Genomic DNA, 21,263 nt, shown 5'->3' on the forward strand with positions numbered 1-21,263 from the left:
CGCTCAGACAGCAGTGACGGATGGCACGCGCAGCGTGAATACGCTGCCATGTCCGGCACGCGAGCGCACCGACAGCGCATGCCCGAGCAGATCGGCCTGACGCTGGACCAGGGCGAGGCCCAGTCCCTGTCCTTCGTCGTGGCGCAGCGCGCGATCGTCGAAGCGGCGATACGGCTCGAAGATATGGGGCAGATGTTCCGCCGGGATGCCCGCACCGGTGTCCCACACCTGCAGTTCGATGTCGGCGCCGCGCCGGCGCGCCGCCACCAGCACGCGGCCTCGCTCGGTATAGCGCACCGCGTTGGATACCAGATTGTCCAGCATGGAACGCAACATCATCGGGTCGCTGTCGATCTGCGCCTCGCTTGGCCGGAAGGCGAGCCGCAGGCCTTTCTCCTGGGCCAGCGGCGCGAACTGGGCGGCGCAATCGGACCACAGTTCATTCACGCTCATCGCACGTCGCGACACCCGGGTTTCGCCCGCTTCCAGCCGCGACAGTTCGAGCAGCCGGGTGAGCTGGCTGCTCATCGCGCGCACCGCGCCATCCAGCCCGGTGCACACCTCGTCCATCGCGCTTGCGCTCAGACCGCCGGCCTGCAATGCACGCAGATAGCGCACATGCAGGCCGACCGCGTGCACCGGCTGCCGCAGATCGTGCGTGACACCGGCCAGGAACAGATTCTTCGCCCGCATCGTCGCCTGCACCGCGTCGCGCTCGCGGCGCAGATGTTCGGCCAGCCGGGCGTTCTGGCGGGTCAGTTCCAGTGCGTGCTTCAACGCAGTGTGGGCATCGCGCCCGAAGGCGATCAGCGCAACCAGATAGAACAGCAGGGTGATCGCGCCACCCAGGTTGACTGCACCGCCCATCCAGGCGGCTTTCACGATGAAAGGCAGCAGCGCGAACACCAGGTAGCCGTTCAGCGCGCGCGGCAGCGAAGAGGTCGCGGTGACCGCGCCCCCTGCCATGCCGGCCAGCATGGCCACGCCGAAGAAGTCCCTGAAGGCGTCCACGCCGTCGTAGCTGATCCAGGGCAGAAGGCCCCAGACCAGACCGGTCAGCGAGGCGATCGTCGCATACCGGCTTTCGGTGTGGTCGAGCTGGCTGCGCCCGAAATCCGCCAACCGGCTGCGGCAACGGCGCACGAAACCGAGACGCAGCAGGACCAGCAACCAGATGGCCGACAACCAGAGTGCGAGTGGCAGCACGTCGCCACCCTGCATCAGCACGACGGAAGCGGTCAGCGACACCGCCAGATTGCCGGCGACTATGGTCGGCGTGTGATCGAACAGAACGCCAAGCAGATCACGACGCACCGCGTCGCGGTCCGTTTCGACTGTGGCGGAATCGAGCAGGGCGCCGGTTCCGGACGTGTTAATTTCTTCGGCCATGGAAGCCCGAGAGATTAGCATCGTCGTTGCCGAGGACCACGCGCTGGTCCGTCAGGGACTGCGCCTCATGCTGTCGGTGGAACCCCGTCTCAAGTGGCGCGGCGAGTGTGGCGATGGCGAGCGCGCGCTCGAACTCGTGCGCACGCTCATGCCCGACGTGCTGCTGCTCGATCTGGGCCTGCCCCTGCTGGACGGCCTGAGCGTCATGCAGGCCATCACCGCTGCCGGGCTGCCGACCCGGGTGCTGGTGGTGACCGCGCGCCAGGATCCGCAGTCCTTCCAGGCGGCTCTGGCCTTCGGCGCGCACGGCTACATGCTCAAGACCGATGATGCCGATGCACTGGTGGCGGCGATACGCACGGTGGCCGATGGCGGGTATCACGTGAGCGCCGAACTGGCCGGCCTGATGGCACCGGCCGACGTCGAGCCGGTCGAGGCGCTCACCTCGCGCGAACTCGACATCGCCTCACGCGTCGGCAGCGGGCTGTCCAGCAAGCAGATCGGCGTCGAACTGGGCATTTCCGAACACACGGTGCGCAAGCACCGCGAAAACATCGCTCGCAAGCTCGGCCTGCGCAATGCAGCCGAACTGGTGGCCTGGGTGGTGCGCCACCGGCTGCCGGAAGCGTGAGCAAATTCCTCCTTTGACCCAGTCGGGCGCGCCGCTACGCGCTTGTTCGTATTTACCCCCGGCAGCGCGCAACGCTTAAATGAAGTCCGGATTTCCCGCGCGTTCGCGGCTCGTGCGGGACAGCCGCCTCCGTTGTGGCGCGCCGAGCGGGAACGCGCGCAGCCCGGCGCGGCGACTGGATGCCTGCATGCACGGTCATTTCTGCTGAAGACCGTCCGGGCGACGACAAACAATGAGGAGGTTCAGGTGAAGGGTCATTCCGTGCTTTCAGCTCTGGTGCTGTACCTGTGCACCGGCGTCGCGCAGGCGGTGCCGGTCACGTTCACCACCACCGGCTCGCCGATCGAAACCTATTTCCAGTCGCGGGACGACATTTCGGCAACCATTCAGTTCACCGGGCGCGCCGCGACGCTCGACCTCACACGCGATGTCGCCGTCAGAGGCAATATTTTCGCACTCTACGCGGGCACCGGGGCTGCCGATCCGAACGGCCAGACTGCCGACCACCGGTCCTTCCGGCTGGCGATGACGGTTCAGGGCATCACGCAATATCTCGAGTTCGATCTGGGGGTGCATGAAATCGCGAACGGCCAGTATCAGATCGACGCCTTCGACATGCCTATCCTCAGCTTCGATCTGGGTGCCACCGGAATGCTCATGGTCACACCGGACGCACGCTATACCCAGGCGGTGCAGTTGCGCGCCAATACTGCGGCTTACCGCCTGCGGGACATCGGCGCAACTTTCGAGCTGCGCGCTCCCCCGACCCAGTCGGTGCCGGAACCCGGCACGCTGGCGCTGGCAGCACTGGCGCTCGGCGCGCTGCGGGCCATCCGCCGCCCCGGTGCCGGCAGATGCGCGAGAAACATCCGCTGAGCCATGTCCTTGATTCCAGAGATGCAAACCGAACGTGATGCAGTCGAGCCCGCCTTCCGAACAAGCTCGATACATGGGCTTACAATGCGCTAGAAAGTAGGAAAAATACCTACACAACGAACAGAACAAGCCTGACGGATCACGGTGTTCCCCGGAATCGTTTCCGGCATCGCCGAAGTGGTCGCCGATCAAGGCTCTTATGGGAACACTGCCATGAAACCGAATGCACAACGCCGTCGCAGCCTGCCCAGGCTGCGCACCCTGGTCGCCAACTTGCGCGCGCCGTCCAGCCTGTTGCTCGGCATGAGCACGCTGCCGGCGCTGCTGTCGCCATCGGCCTGGGCGCAGGCGATACAGACCGACGGCAACACGCTCACCACGGTGACGACGGCGGGGGCGGTGACCGATGTGCGTACCGCGACTGTCCGTGGTGACGCCGGTTTCAATTCCTTCAGGCATTTCAGCGTCAATACCGGCCATACCGCCAATCTGCATCTGCCGGACGGTACGGTGAACCTGATCAACATCGTGCGCGACTCGCGTGTGGACATCCAAGGCACGCTGAATGCGTTGCGCGACGGGCGCATCGGCGGCAATGTGTTCTTCGCCAGCTCGCACGGCTTCGTGGTGGGCGCGGGCGGCGTGGTCAATGTCGGTTCGCTGTCGGTCAGCACGCCGACCCAGGGCTTCGTCGATGGCTTCTTCCGCTCACCCGGTGTGCCGGACGCGGGGTCGGTGGCGCAGTTGCTCAATGGCACGGCGCCGCTGTCGTCGGCCGCCATCCGCATCGACGGTCGGGTCAATGCCGTCGAGGACGTGACGCTGCTGGCCGGCACCGTCAGCGTCGGTGGCCAGATACTGACCGGTGGTCGCTTCGAGGGCAGGGCGCCCGATTTCAGCGACGTCGTGAACGCGCAAGGTCTGGCCCAGGGCAGCCGCGTGATCGAAAAGGCCGGCCGCATCTATATTGCGGCGGACGAGGACATCGAAATTTCCGGCACGCTGGATGCGCGCGGCGGCAGTGGGGTGGCGGGCGGCGAAGTCGTCCTGCGCGCCGGTCGCGACATCATCGCCGACGTGGATGCCATGGTGACCGCCGCCGGTGACGGCGAGGATTCGCATGGCGGCCGCATCGATTCGCTCGCGCAGCGCAGTGCGCTCATCCGCAGCGGCGCGGTGATGGATGCAAGCGCCGGAGCGTCCGGCGACGGGGGGTTCATCGAGTTCTCCGCCAGGGATACGGTGGAACTGGCCGGCGGCCAGTTCCATGCCGACGGCCGCAACGGTGGCGCGGCGGGTACCGTGCTGATCGATCCCGACAAGATCATCCTGAGCGCCAACCTGCTGCGTACCGGGTCCGGCTATCCGGGCCTGCCGTCCGGCGGCAGTGTGACCGGTGCCAATCTGCTGCTGCAGGCGGATGAAAGCATCACGGTGAACGAGAACGTCGTGGTGTCCAGCCGCAGCGTCGCCGGCAATCACACCAGTGGCGTGTCCACCGGCGATTCGGGCGACATCACCTTCGAGGCGCCGGTCATCGTGCTCAAGTCCGGCAGCCAGGTGCTGGCGAACGCCGACAGCGGATTCGAAGCCGGCGATGTCACCTTCACCGCGAAGAGCGTGTCGCTGATCGACATCCTGGGGTATCGCGAGGCGACCGCGTCGATCGAACTCGACGGCGCGACGGTCAAGGGTCGCAATGTGACCATGACCGCGTCAACCGATGTGCAGAACCGCTGGATCTACGACGAGGCGAGCTTCCAGGACAACGCGGCCAATTTCGCGACCACCGGCGCGGAAAACCTGCTCGGCATCGGTCTGTCGCTGCTCGGCATCAACATCGTGCATTCGCAGGCGGTCGGCACCGCCACCATCGCGCTGAAGGCGGGTTCCACGGTCGAGGCCACCCAGGACGTGACGCTGCTCGCCGACAACCTGACCTCCGCCGGTGCCGCGCCGGATTCCGGTATCAGCGGGCCGGGCACCCAGGTGAACACACCATTGGGCCTGGGTGCGCTGTATGCGCGCAACAGCTCGACCGCCACCGTGGACGTGAAATCGGGTGCCAGCGTGAAAGCGGCCAATCTGACCGTGCGCGCCAACAACGACGCCACGCTGGAAGCGGCGATCGAAGCGGCCGACCCGGGCGAGGACGCGAATGCGCCGATGAGCCTGGCGCTCGGCCTCGCGTTTGCCGACGTGAAGGCGAACGCGACCGTGGAAGCGGGCGCCACGATCAAGGTGTCGGGCGATGTGACGGTGGCCGCCACCAACCGCAACAGCTTCACCCATTCGGTCACTGCCTCGCTTGGCAATGAGGGCAAGGCCGCTGCGGCGGTCGCGGTGAGCGAGTTCTCCAGCGAGGCGAATGCCAGCCTGAATGCGAATGTGGCGGACGCCACGCGGGTGCGCGTGCTGGCGGTGAATGACACCACCACCAATGCGACCACCTCGGAAGCCAAGGTCGGCACCTCGCTCAACGATTCCATCATCGAAGCCGCGCAGGAAAAGGCCAAACCGCTGACCGATACCACTGGCTTCATCGAGGAAAAGCTGTGGGAAAAGCTGCTCGGCGGTGAAGAACTCGACGAGAAGGTGAAACCGACCTCGACGCCGCTGCGCATAGGCGGCGCGATCGCCTGGGTGGACAGCGACGCCAGCGCGTCGGCCACCATAGGCGACGGCGCCCGCGTGCATGCCAGCGACAGCACCGTGGTGGCGGCGCGCACGCTGGGCCAGGACATCCAGGTGATGACCGAGGCGTCGGCGATATCGCAATCGAAGACGCAGGCCACCGGCAATACCGCGCGCAACACCTTCTCCGCCGGCATATCGATCGCCAATTATTCGCACGACGCGCTGGCGCGCATCGGTGCCAATGCGGTGGTCACCGCACCGCGCATCGCGGTCGCATCCGACGTGATCATTCCGGTGCGCGAAACGCTCATCACCGGCGGCAGCTTCACGCGCTGGGACGGTCTGAGCACGGTGAAGGACTGGTTCAACGACCTGACCGGCATCCTCGACGTGTTCAATGGGTCGTCGGCCGCGAAATCGCGTTCCGATGGCTCGAACAACAGCATCGCGCTGTCCGGTTCGGTCAGCTTGCTGCGCTTCGATCATTCGGCGAAGACCGAGGTCGGCGAATCGGCCCAGCTCAATGTCACCGGCAGCGAAACCGGCGAATGGTCGGCCAGCTTCGAAACCGTGGCGGACGACAGTTCGACCGATGATGACGAACAGGTGCTGCAGGAATGGGCCTTCAAGTCGCCGGTCGATCTGAGCGCGCGGCGCGACGTCACCCTGCTGTTCCACGGCGGGCACTTCATTCCGGGCAGTGCCGGCGGCGGCAGCGGCAGCAAGGGTCTGGGCATGGCCTATACCCAGGAGACGCTGACCGGCGACACCCTGGTGTTCGTGCGCGAAGGGGCGCAGATACGCGGCGTGACCGAAACCGTGTCGGGCACGACGGCGGGCGAGCGCAGCTATTCGATCAGCGGCACGCGAGCGGCGAGCGCGGTCAATATCGAGGCCGAGGCGCACGACCTGGTCATTTCCATGGCTACGCTCGCCGGTTCGGGCGCCAGTTTCGGCGTCAATGGATCGGTATCCATCGTCGATGTGAACAACACCACGCGTGCCCTGGTCGATGACGAAGCAACGCTGCGCGCCGGTTCGCTGTCGCTCGCCGCGACCGACACCCCGGTGCTGTGGTCCATCGCCGGCGGCTTCAACAAGTCGGAATCGACCGGTGTGGGTGTGGGCATTGCCTACATCGGCGCGGACAACCTGACCGAGGCGCGGGTCGGCGACAACGACGACGAGGATCTGCTGGACGGCGACAACCGCAGCAGCAGCCGCACGGTGGCGGGCGCCACCGTGCGGGTGGGCGATGTGTCGGTGGAGGCGCGCGCCGACGGTCGCATGGAAGCGATCGCCGTGACCGGCGCGGTGGCCGGCGGCCAGGAGAAGAACGAAAACTCGAGCAGCGGCTTCTTCGGCAGCATTTCGCAGAAGTACACCGACATCCAGAACAAGCTGTCCTCGATCGTGGACCAGAAGCCGACTTCGGTCAGCCAGGGCAGCAATTCCACTGCCAGTTCGCCGTCGGCCAGCAGCAAGCCGAGCTTCGGCCTGGCTGGTGCCGGCAGCGCCGCGGTGAATGATGTGAAGCTGGTGACCCGCGCCGAAATCGATGGCGTGACGATAGAGCAGGACGAAGCGGCCAAGGGCGGTGTCACCGTGCGTGGCGTGTCCGATCTCGACATCGTCACCGCATCCGGTGCGGCGGCACTGAACCGCGGCGGCAATTCGAGCCAGAGCGGTTCGGCCGCGGTGGCGGGCAGCGTGTCGGTGAACATCATCGACAACACGGTCGAAGGCCTGGTCGAGAACTCGACGCTGAACGATCCGGCCAATGTGACGGTGCAGGCGCTGGCCGGCGGCGAGCAGCTTTCGATCGCCATCGGCGCGGCGGTCAATACCAGCGGCAACAACGGCCAGAATTCGAAATCGCTCACCGGTTCGCTGTCGCTGTCACTGGTCGACAACACGGTCACCGCGGCCATGCGCTCGACCGACTTCACCGGCGCCGGCGTGGCCGGTGGCTTGCTCGACGTGACCGCCTACAACCGCATGTTCATCGGCACCGGCGGCGGTACCCTGGCTTTCGGTGGCAAGACCAGCGCCGGCGGCTCGATCACCTATTCCGACATCGACAATACGGTGCTGGCGGAGATCGCCCAGGGCAGTACGGCCAACGGCATCGATGCCGCGCGCGTGCGCGCCTACAACGCCACCGAGATCGGTGCCGGCGCGGCGCATGGCCAGGCCTCGGCCAACCAGGATTCGAATGCCATCGGTGGCGCGGTGGTGATCACCGACATCGACAACGACACGACCGCGCGCATCGCCGGACTGTCCGTCATCACCGCGAAGAACAGCCTGGACGTTCTGGCGCAGGACCGTGGCGCCGATGCCACGCTGGAAAACATCATCGAGCCGGGCAACAAGCGCGAGAACACCGTGCTCGGCCTGGATTACTGCGGTCGTCAGGGCGCGGGCGTCACCACCAGCGGCAACTGCATCACCTCGGTGGCCGGCGTGATGCAGGTGAATATCGGCAGCAACAGCAACAGCGTCGGCGGATCGTTCAACTGGAGTTCGATCAGCAACGATCTGACCGCGAAGATCGAGGACGCGCAAGCCACGGTCACGGCGGCCGGCGGCACGCTCAATGTGAAGGCGGAATCGGATGTGGTGATCACGTCCATCGCGGTCGGCGTCGGCGTGTCCGGCAAGGTGTCCGCGGCGGGGTCGGTGACGGTGAACTTCATCGACAACGATCTGCTGGCCGGCATATCCGCGCCGTCGCGGGACGACGGCCACGACGACGTGAGTGCCTCCGTGGTGACCGTGCGCGCGGCCGACCGCTCGCGCATCGACACGCTGGCCGGTGCCATTTCGGCCAGCATGAACAGCGTGGCCATCGGTGCGTCGGTCACCTATGCGGACATCACCAATACCGTGCAGGCGCAGATCGACCGCGCCCACATCGACGCCGCGAATTCGCTGAGCCTGTTGTCGTCGTCCGATGCCCGCATCCGCAGTCTCGCGGTGGCGGGTACCGTTGCACTGGGCGCCAATCCGGCGGTCAGCGCCTCGATATCGCTGAACTTCATCGGCAACCGGACCGACGCCACGGTGGACGACGCGCTGATCGAGGACAGTGGCGACACCAATGCAGTGACGGTGAGCGCGACCGACAATTCCACGCTCGAATCGCTGGCGGGCGCGGTGGCGGTGGGCATAGGCCAGAATGCCTTCGGCGCCGCCTTCGGCTACAGCAAGATCGGCAACAGCACGCTGGCATCGATCGAGGACAGCGAAATCCGCGATGCGCGCACGCTGTCGGTCAGCGCGGCCGAAACCTCCACCATCAACACCATGGCCCTCGCCGTGGGCGGTGCCCAGACCGTGGCGCTGTCCGGTTCGGTCACGCTGAACCACATCGGCAAGTACGACGGCGACAGCAACGAAGGTGGCGAGGCGGGCAATGTCACCACCGCCGAAATCGTCGGCACCACCCTCAGCAACAGCGCCGGCAATTCGGCGATCACGGTGTCCGCCAGCGACAGTTCCACCATCAAGTCGCTGGCCGGTGCCGCGGCGTTCTCGGGAAATACCGCGATCGGCGGCGCCATCGGCGACAACTGGGTGCGCAACACCGCGCGCGCGCGGGTCCATGACAGCACGGTGGGGGGCGCGGCTTCGCTCACGCTGAATGGCAGCAACAGCTCGCTGATCGAATCCGCCTCGGTGTCGGGTGCGGGTGCCGCGACCGGCGCTTTCGCCGGTTCCGCCTCCAGTAACCGTACCGACAACAGGACCGTTGCCGAGATCACCGGTTCGGAGGTGAGTGGCGGCACCGCGTCGGTCGCCGTCAACGCGACCGACAGTGCGTCGATCAATTCGCTCGCCGGCGCCGTGGGCATCAGCGGCTCTGCCGGCGTCGGTGCCGCGGTGTCGGTGAACAAGATCGCCAACGACACGCTGGCCCGGGTGTCCGGCACGCGGGGCGGCGGCCTGAACGTGCGTCATCTGGTGATCGATGCCGACTCGCTGGCGGCGATCAAGACCGCTGCGGCGGGTGTGGGGGCGGGCGTCGATGTCGGCGTCGGCGGCTCGGTGGCGGTGAACCTGATCAATTCCGACACGCAGGCGCTGATCGAGAACGGCGCAGAAGTGGAGGCGAGCGGCAATGTCGGCGTGCTGGCGGAGTCCGACGACAGGATCACATTGCTGGCGGGTGCAGCGGGTGTCGGTGTGTCGGTGGCCGGTGTGGGGGCGTCGATCTCGGTCAACGAGATTACCGGCACCACCGAGGCGGCGATACGCGGCAGCGAAGTCGCGGCACGCGCGCGGCTGAACGACAACCTCAGCATCAACAGCGGCGAGATCGGCGGCGTGGATCTGCGCGACAGCATAGACCGCATGAGCACCAGTGGCGGCGGCTATTCGACCAGCGATCCCTTCGTCGCGCCGGATCTCGCCGCTTCGCGCGGCAGCGAGAACATGCGCGGCCTCGCGGTCAATGCCAGTGCAACGCACCAGACCACGACCGCGGTCGCCAATGTGGGCGGCGGCCTGTTCGCCGGCGTCGCGGCCACCATCAGCACCACCATCATCGACGGCGAGACGCGGGCCACGATCAGCGATTCGCTGATCAATGGCGGCGACAATTCGACCGCCGGCAGCGCCCAGGCGGTGAGCGTCAAGGCGTCCGATCATGCCTACGGCAACACCTTCATCGGCTCGATCGCGATAGGCATCGCCGGTGTCGGCGCCTCGGCCGATGTGAATGTGTTCGACCGCGACACCACCGCCGGCGTCAGCGACAGCACGCTGACCGCCCGAGGCGCGTCGACGGTGAAAGCGCGCTCCAGCCAGGGCGTGTCCTCCATCGTCGTCGGTGCGTCCGGCGGCGCGGTCGCCGTCGTCGGCAGCGGTTCGGTGGCGAAGTTCACCAGCCGTACCATGGCATTTTCCGACGACGCGATCTGGCAGGTCGGTTCGCTCGACGTGCGCGCCGATCATGATTCGGTCTTCCTGGTCGCGGGCGGCGGCCTCGCCGCGGGCGGCATCGCCGGGGCCGGTACCTTCGCGGTCGGTCTCGACACCAGTACCACCGAAGCGCGCGTGGACGGCGGTTCGGTCGATGCCGACGGCCAGGTGAATGTGGTCGCCGACAACTCGACCGAAATGCGCACCTGGGCCATCGGCGGCGCCGGCGGCGGTGCGGCCGGCGTGGCCGGCGCGGTCGCGGTGGGCATCATCGACAGCACGACCACCGCCCATGTCAGCGACAGTCGCGTCGGCTCCTCGGCCAACCGGTCGGGCGGACTGAACGTATCGGCCAGCGATGCGGTGGTGACTGAAAGCGTGGCCGGCGCCGGCGCGGTGGGTGGCATTGCGGGCGTGGGCGCGGGCGCATCGGTCACCAAGGTCGACAACACCACCTCGGCCTATGTCGCCGACACCTCGGTGTACGTCGACAACGATGTGGCGGTGACCGCGACCGCCACGCGCGAACTCGACAACACCGCAGCCGCGGCGGCGATAGGCGGCACCGCCGGCATCGGCGGCGCGGTCGCGGTGACCGTGGTGAACGCCGGCCTGAACGGCGACGCGCGCGGCGAGGCGGACAAGGACAACAATGGCACGCTGAGCAAGGCGGACAGCTTCTCGAATGGCGGCCAGCTCGCGTCCTACGATTCGAGCAAGCCGGACGACGATGCGGCCAACCAGAAGGCCAACGTCACGCCGAACAGCAATTTCTCGAAGTCAGACATCGATCGCGTCAACGCGCGCGGCCAGGTGGCCACCAAGAGCACGGTGAACGCCACGCCCGATGGCACGACCAGCGCCGCCATCCGCGACACCGACGGTGTGCGCGACACGATTTCGGCCAATGGCGACGTGCGTGTGGCCGCGTCGGAGAAGGACGCGATCGACACACTGGCCGGCGGTCTGGCCATCGGCGGTCTGGCGGGCGTGGGCGCTTCGGTTGCCGTGACCGATGTGCGCCACAATGTGCAGGCCGATATCGAGGGGCTGGTGACGGTCACCGCCGGTGACGATGTCGAGGTGTCGGCGGAAACCGGCAATCTGTACAGCAACCGCAACGCGGTGCGCGCCGAGGCCTTCCAGGCGGCCGGCGGGCTGGTCGGGGTCGGCGCGGCGGTGGCGACCGCCAACCTGGGCAATACGGTGGCCGCCGGCATCGGACGTGGCGTCACCGTCAATGCGACCTCGGCCGATGGTGCCGTGACCGTGGATGCCGATGACAGCTCGTCGGTGCGCAGCAAGGCGCAGGGCTACGCGGTGGGTGCAGTGGCGGCCGGCGTCGTGGTATCGACCGCCAGCAAGGGTGGCAGCGTCAGCGCCACCATCGCCGATGTCGATGCGCAGCTCAATCAGGTCACCAATGTGAATTGGGGCGGCGGCGCGCTGACCGTGTCGGCCACCCGCACCGGAGCGGTCAGTGCCTTTTCGCGCGCAGGTTCGGGCGGTGTCTATGCCGGCAATGGCAGCGGTGCGGACGCCAGCGACAGCGGTGTCGTGCTGGCCCGTGTCGGCGAGGACGTGATGCTCGACGGCGATGGCGTGGCCACGATCGGCGCGGGCGCATCGCCGTCGGTCGATGCCGAAGCGGATGGCTATGGCGGCGCGCTCACCGCCTACATCGGCGTGTCGGTCGCCAAGGCGACGTCGACCAGCACGGTGGATGCCGCGGTGCATGCGACACAGGTGAGCGCAGGCGGCCTCACCGTGTCGGCCGCACAGTTTCTTGCGCCGAATCAGTTCACCACCTCGTCCGACGCCCAGGCATCCGGCGGCGGACTGCTGCTCGGCGCCAGCGCGACCGACAGCCAGGCGCGCAGCACCTCGACCGTGCGAGCGGCGCTGGCATCGGGCAGCGTGCTCGACGTCGATGGCGACGTGCGGGTATCGGCCACCAATGACACGCGTCAGAAATCCAGGGTGTCCGGCGTGGTGGTCGGTCTGCTGGCCGCCGGCTTCAACGATGCCGACACGCAATCGACCTCGACCACCACGGCTTCGGTCGCCAATGGCGTGACCGGCGCGGTCGGCGATCGTCTCGAAGTGCTGGCCACCGGCAGCGCCGACAATTTCGCCGAGGCGGAGTCGGGTTCGGGCGGCCTGCTGGCCGGCGCCGGCGCCACCGCCGATACCTCGACCACCGCCACCACCACCGCGGTGCTGGGCGGCGGCAGCACGAATGCCGTACTCGATGCCGAGGCGATACAGGTGAAGGCCGAGCACACCGCGAAATGGAATGGCGCGGTCGACACCGTGCAGGCGGCACTGGCGGGCGCCAGCGGTGCCACGTCGTCGAACGTGGTGGTATCCAACCTGAGCGCCGGCATCGCCGGGGCGGCCCGGCTCACCACGCGCGACCTGGACATCCTGGCGCGCAATGTGTCGCTCAAGCCGCTGCTCGCCAATGGCGTGTTCAACGCGTCCGCCGGTACCGGCGGCCTGATTTCCGGCGCGGCGGCCAGCTCCTACAGCCTGGTCACCAACAACACCCGTGCCGGCATCGGCGACAACGCCGTGGTCAATGTGACCGGCGATGTCGATGATCCGGGCGCCACCAGGATGGTCGCGGTGAACGAGCTGGACATGCAGGACCGCACCAAGCTCGACACCGGTGGCGCGATCGCCATCGCCCAGGCCGAGTCGTCCATCGTCGCCAGCAATCTGGCCGAGGTGAGGCTGGGGCAGGGCGCGCGGCTGGATGCGGTGGGCGATGTGAATTTCGGTTCGCGCATCGACGCCGACGTGCAGACCAGCGCCAATGCGCGCACCTACGGTCTGGCGGGTGCCGCCATGGGCACCTCGACCACGGTGATCAACTACAACAACAGCACCTTGATCGCGGACGGTGCATCGATACGCGCCGACGGTTACATCAACCTGATGGCCGGCCGCGATGCGGCGGGCACGTCGAACGACATCAATGCGCGTGCACGCACCGACCTGTTCAACAAGACGCTGGCACCCATCATCGAATCGCAGCTCAAGGCCGACGCCGCCGTGGGTGCCACGAACTATGTGGAAATCGCCGGCAACGCCCAGGTGCGCAGCGTGAAGGACGTGAATCTGGGCGCCATCCGCGGCAGCAATATCGCGGATGGCCAGGGCGTGGGCAAGGACCTGTGGCGCGAAGCGGCGGCGGCGGTAGCCAGCTTCTTCTCCAACATGGTCGGCCAGGGCGATGTGTCGCTCGATCTGCATGGCGGCACCAGCGTACTGACCGGCAGCGCAGGTGTGCGGGTCGATGGCCTGGTCGATGCCGGCATCCAGAACAAGCAGCGCCTGGTGATCAACTACACCGGTGCCAACCCGGACAACATCTACGACGACGCGAACATCCAGGTCGTCGAACAGACCGAGGGCGTGCACTACACGATTTCGACCGAGGACCGCGTCGCCAGCCTGTTCAGCGAAATCGACCGGCTCACCACGCTGCGCGAGCAGTATTCCGGTGATGCGGCGTCCGAAGCGGCCTACGACAACGAAATCAACCGCATCACGCAGCAGTTGCTGGAAGAAGGGCTGGCTTCGCGCGAACTGGTGACCAACGAGAACGGCGTGCAGGTCTACCAGCTCGTGCCGCTCGAAGCCGCGCCGGTGAAGTACATCAATGTGCAGGACGTGCTGGCGCGCGGCGGCGACATCAATGTCACCGGCGACTATCTGGTGGGCGGTGCCGGCGCCACGCTGAAGGCGCGCAAGGACACCGAAATCTTCATCGACAACAACAGTCCGTTCTATCTGCGCACCGGCAAGCTCACCATCGCCGACACCGGCGGCAAGCTCACGCTCAATGGCGCGACGATACCGGGTGACAGCAGCAGCCAGATCAATGCCGCCATCAATCTGCGCAATGCACCCAGCGGTTCGTCCGCGTCCTTCGGCACGGTGCAGACTTCGGCATCCAGTCCTGCGCCCAGCATCGAGGTGCGCAACGACTACAACCCGCCATCCGATCCGCGCGCGACGCTCACCTTCAATGCGCCGGACATCCAGATCACCGGCAACGTCACCAATGTGACCGGTTCGGTCAAGGTGGTGAATGCCAAGGGCAGCATCATCGTGCAGGGTCTGGGCAACGAGGACGCGCCGACCATACTGGCCGATTCGATCGACATCGCCGCCGGCAAGAATTTCGTGCAGGCCTATGTGAATGGCTTCTTCACCGTGGGTGGCGCCGCGCTGGCGCGCGACGAATTCGGCAACTGGGGCGGTGCGTGGGGCAGCGTGGCGGCAGCAGCGGAAGCCAATGGCCGGGCCCAGCCGGTCACCACGAACTCCTACAGCGAGTCGAACAATACGCCGCATGTGGCCAGCGGTCCGGGCGTGATCGCCGGCAACAATGTATTCATCAGCGCGCGCTACCTCGACATCAATGGCGTGGTGCAGGCCGGCGTGGTGGACTGGAAGCTGGATCTGTCGAGCAGCCTGGACAGCACCATCGCCGGTTTCGCCAACGACTATGCCACGCGCGTCGCCAAGGGCGAGCGGCCGGCCAGTCCGCTGTACGCGCTCACCGCCTCCGATCTGCGTGCCGGAAAGATCGGCACCTACTACAACGCGGAAACCGGGCTGATCGAGGTCGACGCGGTGAAGGTCGAAGGCGGCTACATGCAGTTGTTCGGAGAAATCATCAGTACCGGCAACGGTCAGTTGAAGGTGGTCGATGGCTACGGCCGGGTCAATATCGACAACAACACGTCCTATGCTCTGCAGATCAATGGCATCGATACCGGCAACGACATCGAAGGCAAGATCCGCATCACTGATACCGCCTTCCGTTACGACGGTTCGACCGGCACCATCGTGACCAATCATGCCGCGGCAAACTTCAATTCGCTGCGTCCGGTCACCACCGAAATCACCCGCCTGGGCAACCAGATCGTGATCGAGAAGAAGGTGGTGGACAGCACCGGCAGCGAAGTCACGATCAAGACAGAGGATGGCGGCACCGGACGCACCAGCCATTACGACCCGCTCACCGGTCAGCGCTATGTCTATACCACCGGCAACACCTTCCAGAAGATCGACGTCTATCAGGCCTACGAGGATTCGGCCATCGGCTTCATCCCGTCGGGCAGCGGCAACTACGACTACGGTCCCTTCACGTCGGTGCGCACCGGTGATCCGCTGCTGAGCGGCGAATACGTCGATCAGGCGGGCCAGTCGAATCTGTACGAATACGACCTCACCCGCTACTCCACCACCGGCAGCTACCGTGCCAGCCGCAAGACCTGGTCGGAATGCGTGGCCAGCACGCCGGGCGTGTGCTGGGAGCGCCGCTACTGGGTGGAGGACACCTGGGTGCAGGGCAAGAAGGATTTCAACGTGCATTCGCTGAAGGCCGACCAGCGCATCAGTATCGAATTCATAGGCTGGGACGCGAATTCGGCGCAGGCCGGGGTGAACATCGAAAGCCGCGGCGACGTGACCCTGGTCGGGGCCGTCAGCAACCGCGACCAGACCACCACCATCACGTCCAGCGATGGCGCCATCAAGGCCGGCAGCGACTTCGCTCTGGTCAGCGGCAAGACCGTGTCGCTCAATGCCGACACCGGCATCGGTGGCGAAGCTGCACCGATACTGGTGAATCTGCAGGACGGCGGCTGGGTGAGCGCGGAAACGCGCATCGGCGACGTCGCGCTGAAGGCACCGGCCGGCGATCTGGTGATCAACGAGGCACGTACCGGCGACGGCAAGGTGAGCCTGGAGGCCGAGCGCAGCATCGTCGCGGCCAGCATCCAGAACGGTGTGGCGGTGATCGGCGACAGCATCCAGCTCGATGCGCGCACCGGCACCATAGGCAGCAGTGGACGCGCGCTGAACCTGCAGACCCGGGCCGCCGACGGCGGCACGTTGCAGGCGCATGCCAGTGGCGACATCGTCATCCGTCACAGCGGTAGCGGCGATGTGCGCATCGTGCAGATCGCCTCTGCCGGAGGCGATGTGACGCTGAGCGCCAGCGGCGACCTGATCGATGCCAACAGCAATGAAACGCGCGACACCCGCGCCGAATCCGAACTGCTGTCGCTGTGGGACACGCTCAACCTTATCGACGACACCACCACCACCAGCGGCGCCGGCAAGAGCAAGCAGGACACGCTGGATGCCTACCAGGCGCAGCGCGAGCGCGAGTACGCGACCTACTGGCAGATGCGCAGCAGCGGCAACATCGTGAACGAGCGCTATGTGGCCACCAGCGGCGAGCGCAGCGCGCTGCAGTCGCAGGGCGTGGATGTCGCGCAGTTCGAGGCACAGCGCACGGCGGAATACGCGCAGCTCAAGTCGCAGTTCGGCAACACCACCTTCGATCCCAACTACCGTTACCAGCTCAGCCAGACGGAAATCAATCAACTGAGCGATGGCTACGCCTGGACCGAACAGCAGCTCAAGACCGCGCTGCCATCCAGCGTGCTGTTCAAGAGCACGTCCGATACCGAAACGCGCATCGAGGAAGCCAATATCGTCGGTCGTTCGATACGCATCGACACCAGCGGCGGCGTCGGCAGGCTGTCCGGCGAAGTGACCATCGATGCCGACCTGGACGTCGGCAATCTGACGACTGCGCAGCGGCTGGCGCTGGCGTCGGCCGAGGCGGACGACATCCGCTTCGACGAGGCGACCAACCAGATCGTCATCCTGCAGCGCGACGACATCGATATCGCGGGCAATGCCGGCACGCCGGCGCAGAGCGTCACCATCAATGCCGGCACGCACGCCTACCTTGGTTCGGAACAGGACATCAATATCGACCGCGTGCAGGCCAACCAGGCCATCCGCATCAAGGGTGGCGGCGGCGTATATGAATATTCGCTGCGCGACACCAGCCAGGCGGCGGTCAGCGGCGGCAGCCTCATCGTCGAAGCGTCGACCGGCAGCGTGGGCAGCGCGTCGCGTCCGCTCACCGTGGATCTGGGCGGCGGCCTCACGGTGCGCGCCGGCGACCAGATCTGGGTGAGCGGCGTGTCCGGCCTGATGAGCGCACGCGGCGACCTGACGCTGAACGAGGTGTTCGCCCGCGAGGACATCCATCTTGCCAGCGCCGGCAGCATCGTCGATGCGCGCACCAGCGGCGCACTGGTGTCGGTGCAGAGCCAGCATGGCGGCGTGAATCTGGGCGCGGCCGACGATATCGGCGGCGACGGCGACCCGCTGCGCATCAGTGCCGCCGGCACGGTGGATGCGACCGCCGGTGGCGACGTGCATCTGGCGGCGGTCGATGCGCTGCCGGCGCCCGGCCTGCGCGCCGATCTGGACATCGGCGGCATCAGCGCCGGGGGCGACATATCGCTGGCCGCGAAGGCCGGCCGTCTCGCGGTGGCGGGCGACGTGCTCGCTCCGGGCAGCGTGACGGTGGAGGCCGGCAGCCTCATCATGCAGGACGGTGCGCTGATGCGTGCAGACCAGGGCCAGATCGCGATCGATGCGACCGGCGATGTGGTGGTCGGCCGCATCGAAGCCACGCAGTACGCGGGCGACGAAGCGATACGCATCACCACCGCCGGTCGCATCCTTGACGGAGGCGATCTCGGCGAATACGACCTGGTCGCCGCGACACCGGGCGCCGGTGTGCTGCTGCAGGCGGATGGCGGCGTTGGCAACGCGAGCTGGAACGGCGGTTCGCCGATCGCGATACCGGATGCGCTGGAAACCGACATCGCGAAGATCGAGGCGATCGCCACCGCGGGCGGCGTACATATCGACGAGCGCGACGGCCTGGAAATCAGCCGCATCGATGCGCTGGACGACGTGTTCGTGCGCACCACCGGCGACATGAGCGGCACCGCGGTGTATGCCTCGCGCGGCAATATCGACCTGCGCTCCGGCGGCAAGGTGACGGTGCTCGATGCGACCGCGGTGCTCGGCAGTACCACGGTGATCGCCGAGGACGACATCCTGATGGACGCGGTCACGGCGGGCAATGGCGTGACGCTGGAATCGAACCAGGGCAGCGTCAGCGTGTCGCGCATCACCGGTGACATCCTGTCCCTGTCGGCCAAGGAGGATCTGAACCTGGGCACGCTGACGGTGGGCCGCTCGCTGTTCTTCAATTCCGAGTCGGTCACCGCGCGCGTCATCCATACCGGCACCGATGCGCCTCTGGCGATGCGTGCGGTCGGCCGCAATGGCGCGCCGGCGCGTCTGGTCGATCTGGAGATCGACAGCGAGGTCGGCGTGCGCTTTGATCGCTTCGACGTGCTGGATGCGGAAGTGAGCATGGAGGGCGGCTATCTGCAGATCGACCAGGGCCGTGTCGAGAACCGCGCGCTCTTCAGCAACCCCTTCACGCTGGTGTATATGGACAACAACAGCACGGTGGGCGAGGACTCGGACATCCGGCTGTACCATCCGGACAAGGTGTTCAACAACATGCTGCTGGAGCGCTGGAAGCTGGTGACCGATCCCTATGTCGTGTCGCGCAGCCCGCTGCACGAAGTGGTGATGAATACCGTGCTCGACTTCTCCGGCCGCGAACAGTCGCGCGAACTGGTGGTGACCCGCGTGCTCACGCCGGACAGGCAGAACGCGGTGTCGCAGGTGCCGCAGCCGTTGCCGCTCGCGCTGAACATCCCGCTCGACATTCCGGCGGTCAATTCGGGCGAGGAAGAAACCGAGGAAGAGGCGGAAGCCCGTCGCAAGGCGGAAGAACAACAACAGGAGGAGGTCCAGTGAGCCATCGTCGGCGGGTAGGGCGCTTGCATCGGTTGGCCGTGAAAACTTCGCTGGCCTTGCTCGGTTTGGCGGCACTGCCAGCGGCCCACGCGCAGCAGTTGCGCGACATTCCGCCCTCGGCCGACCCGGGCGTGATCCAGGAACGCGCCCGGGAGATCGAGCGCCGGCTGCGCGAGGAGCAGGAGCGCAAACCGCCGGAAGGCCCGACGGTCGATGACGAGGCGATCAAACGCGTACCGGCAAAGCCGGCCGCACCGGCGGCGCGTTTCATGCTGAGACGCATCGATTTCACTGCGTCGGAAGTGCTGACGGAATCCACCCTGCGCGAACTGGCGGCGACGCTGGAAGGGCGCGAGGTATCGCTGGCCGATGTGCAGGCGCTGGTGGACCGCATCAACGCGCTGTATCGCGAAAAGGGCGTGCCCACCGCGCAGGCGGTGCTGCCGCCGCAGGAAGTGGCCGATGGCGCGATCACCATCAAGCTGGTGGAAGGGCGTATCGGCAAGGTGACGGTGGACGGCAATGCCACGACCTCCACCGATTTCATCCTGGCGCGGGTCGGGCAGCAACCTGGGCAACTGGCCGACGTGGGCGCGCTGGAGCGCGGCCTGCAGCGATTCAACCGCACGCAGGATGTGCAGTTGCGCGCCGAACTCAAGCCGGGCGCGCGCTTCGCGGAAACCGATGTGGCGGTCAGCGCGAGCGAACCGAAGCGGCACGAAATGCGGCTGTTCACCGATACCAGCGGCAGTCAGGCCACCGGCGTCTATCGCGTCGGTCTGTTCTACCAGAACCGCAGCCTGCTCGGCTTCCGCGATTCGCTGGGGGTCACGCTGACCGGCGCCGACGGTCACGAGGGCCGCGCCATCAGCTACAGCTTTCCACTCGGCACACTGGGCACCCGGCTGTCGCTGTCCTGGTTCAACGACCATACGCGCATCGTAAACGGCCCGTTCACCGCGCTGCGCATCCGCGGCGAATCCACCGCCTACACCGCGCAGTTGCGCCACCCGCTGCTGATCGGCAGCGACCACCAGCTCGACCTGCTGGTCGGCGCCAAGACGCGCAAGACCGAAAGCTGGACCTTCGGCACCAAGTTCCAGTCCACCGACATCGACGACATGTCGCTCGGCGTCGATGGGCAGTGGTGGGAGCGGGACCGCATCTGGAACGCGTCGCTGAACTGGTCGCATGGCAAGGCCAAGCCCATCGACGACATCGTGACCACCTCGTTCAGCGTGTGGCGCGGCGCCGTGCGCCGCGTGCAGGAACTGGCGCCCGGCTGGTCGGTGCATAACAGTTTCACCTTCCAGTACACGGGTGACGACAACCTCACGTCCAGCGAACAGTTCCTGATCGGCGGCGAAGGCAGCGTGCGCGGCTACCAGACCGCGCTGTTCAGCGGCGACAAGGGCCTGACCGCGTCGGTCGAACTGCATCACCCGCTGCCGCAGCCGCCGGAAATCCCGATGCGCACCAGCGGCTTCCTGTTCCTGGACTACGGCGCGACCAAGCCATTCCGTCCGAACGAATCGACACGCGGCACCGATACCCTGGCCAGCTATGGCTGGGGCGTGAACGCCAACATCAACGAACGCGTGCAGGCCCGCCTCACCTTCGGCCTGCCCATCCGCGACCGCATCCAGGACCCGCGCGACTACTACGTGCATTTCCAGCTCGTCGCACAGTTGTTCTAGAGCGGGCGAGCCCGCTCCCACCAAACCCCGGCTCCGTTCGTGGTTTGAGCGAGCTGCTGTGGGAGCGGCCTCTGGCCGCGATGCGGCGGATGCGTGCCGCGGGCTCCGTTCAAGGCTGTATCGCGGGCGAGCCGATTCGCCCTCACCCCCGGCCCCTCTCCCACTGATGTGGGAGAGGTAAGTAAGGCAGGCGCCGTCGCCGATGTGACCCTCGCCCGCATAAGCGGGAGAGGGTGGCGCGCAGCGCCGGGTGAGGGCCAGCGGCCCCCACTGCCCGGCGGCTTCGTTTGAAGCTGCATCGCGGGGCAAGCCCGCTTGTATGTTCTGCCGTGGCAAGCGTAGGAATAGCTTGTCGGGCGGAGGGACCCAGTCCGGAT

The 21,263-nt window shown here is 66.6% G+C and carries 5 protein-coding genes; 4 read left to right on the top strand and 1 reads right to left on the bottom strand.

The window, feature by feature from the left end:
- Positions 1 to 3 precede the first annotated feature (3 nt).
- A complete protein-coding gene (locus A3Q7_RS0103410) occupies positions 4 to 1,389 on the bottom strand; it encodes a sensor histidine kinase (protein ID WP_018410448.1) in 1,386 nt (461 codons plus the stop codon).
- Here A3Q7_RS0103410 and A3Q7_RS0103415 point away from each other — a divergent pair.
- From A3Q7_RS0103415 to A3Q7_RS0103430, 4 genes are all read left to right on the top strand, one after another.
- Positions 1,388 to 2,020 carry a response regulator gene (locus A3Q7_RS0103415; RefSeq protein WP_018410449.1) on the top strand — a complete coding sequence of 211 codons (633 nt, stop codon included), beginning with the start codon at positions 1,388 to 1,390 and terminating at the stop codon, positions 2,018 to 2,020. The genes A3Q7_RS0103410 and A3Q7_RS0103415 overlap by 2 nt on opposite strands.
- Before the next feature lie 42 nt (positions 2,021 to 2,062).
- Positions 2,063 to 2,896, top strand: a complete 834-nt coding sequence (locus A3Q7_RS19325) for a PEP-CTERM sorting domain-containing protein (RefSeq protein ID WP_232417803.1) — start codon at positions 2,063 to 2,065, stop codon at positions 2,894 to 2,896.
- A 213-nt stretch (positions 2,897 to 3,109) separates the two neighbouring features.
- On the top strand, positions 3,110 to 19,189 hold the full coding sequence (locus A3Q7_RS0103425; RefSeq protein ID WP_018410451.1) for a leukotoxin LktA family filamentous adhesin: 16,080 nt from the start codon (positions 3,110 to 3,112) through the stop codon (positions 19,187 to 19,189).
- Between the two features lie 38 nt (positions 19,190 to 19,227).
- Entirely contained in the window at positions 19,228 to 20,886 is a 1,659-nt protein-coding gene (locus A3Q7_RS0103430) for a ShlB/FhaC/HecB family hemolysin secretion/activation protein (protein WP_232417804.1), read from the top strand.
- Positions 20,887 to 21,263 lie beyond the last annotated feature (377 nt).

The sequence above is a fragment of the Methyloversatilis thermotolerans genome (genome assembly GCF_000372885.1).
Classification (GTDB): Bacteria; Pseudomonadota; Gammaproteobacteria; order Burkholderiales; family Rhodocyclaceae; genus Methyloversatilis; species Methyloversatilis thermotolerans.

Coding starts and splice junctions, on each gene's coding strand:
- A3Q7_RS0103415 (WP_018410449.1), top strand. CDS start 1,388: ATGGAAGCCCGAGAGATTAGCATCGTCGTTGCCGAGGACCACGCGCTG.
- A3Q7_RS0103410 (WP_018410448.1), bottom strand. CDS start 1,389: ATGGCCGAAGAAATTAACACGTCCGGAACCGGCGCCCTGCTCGATTCC.
- A3Q7_RS0103425 (WP_018410451.1), top strand. CDS start 3,110: ATGAAACCGAATGCACAACGCCGTCGCAGCCTGCCCAGGCTGCGCACC.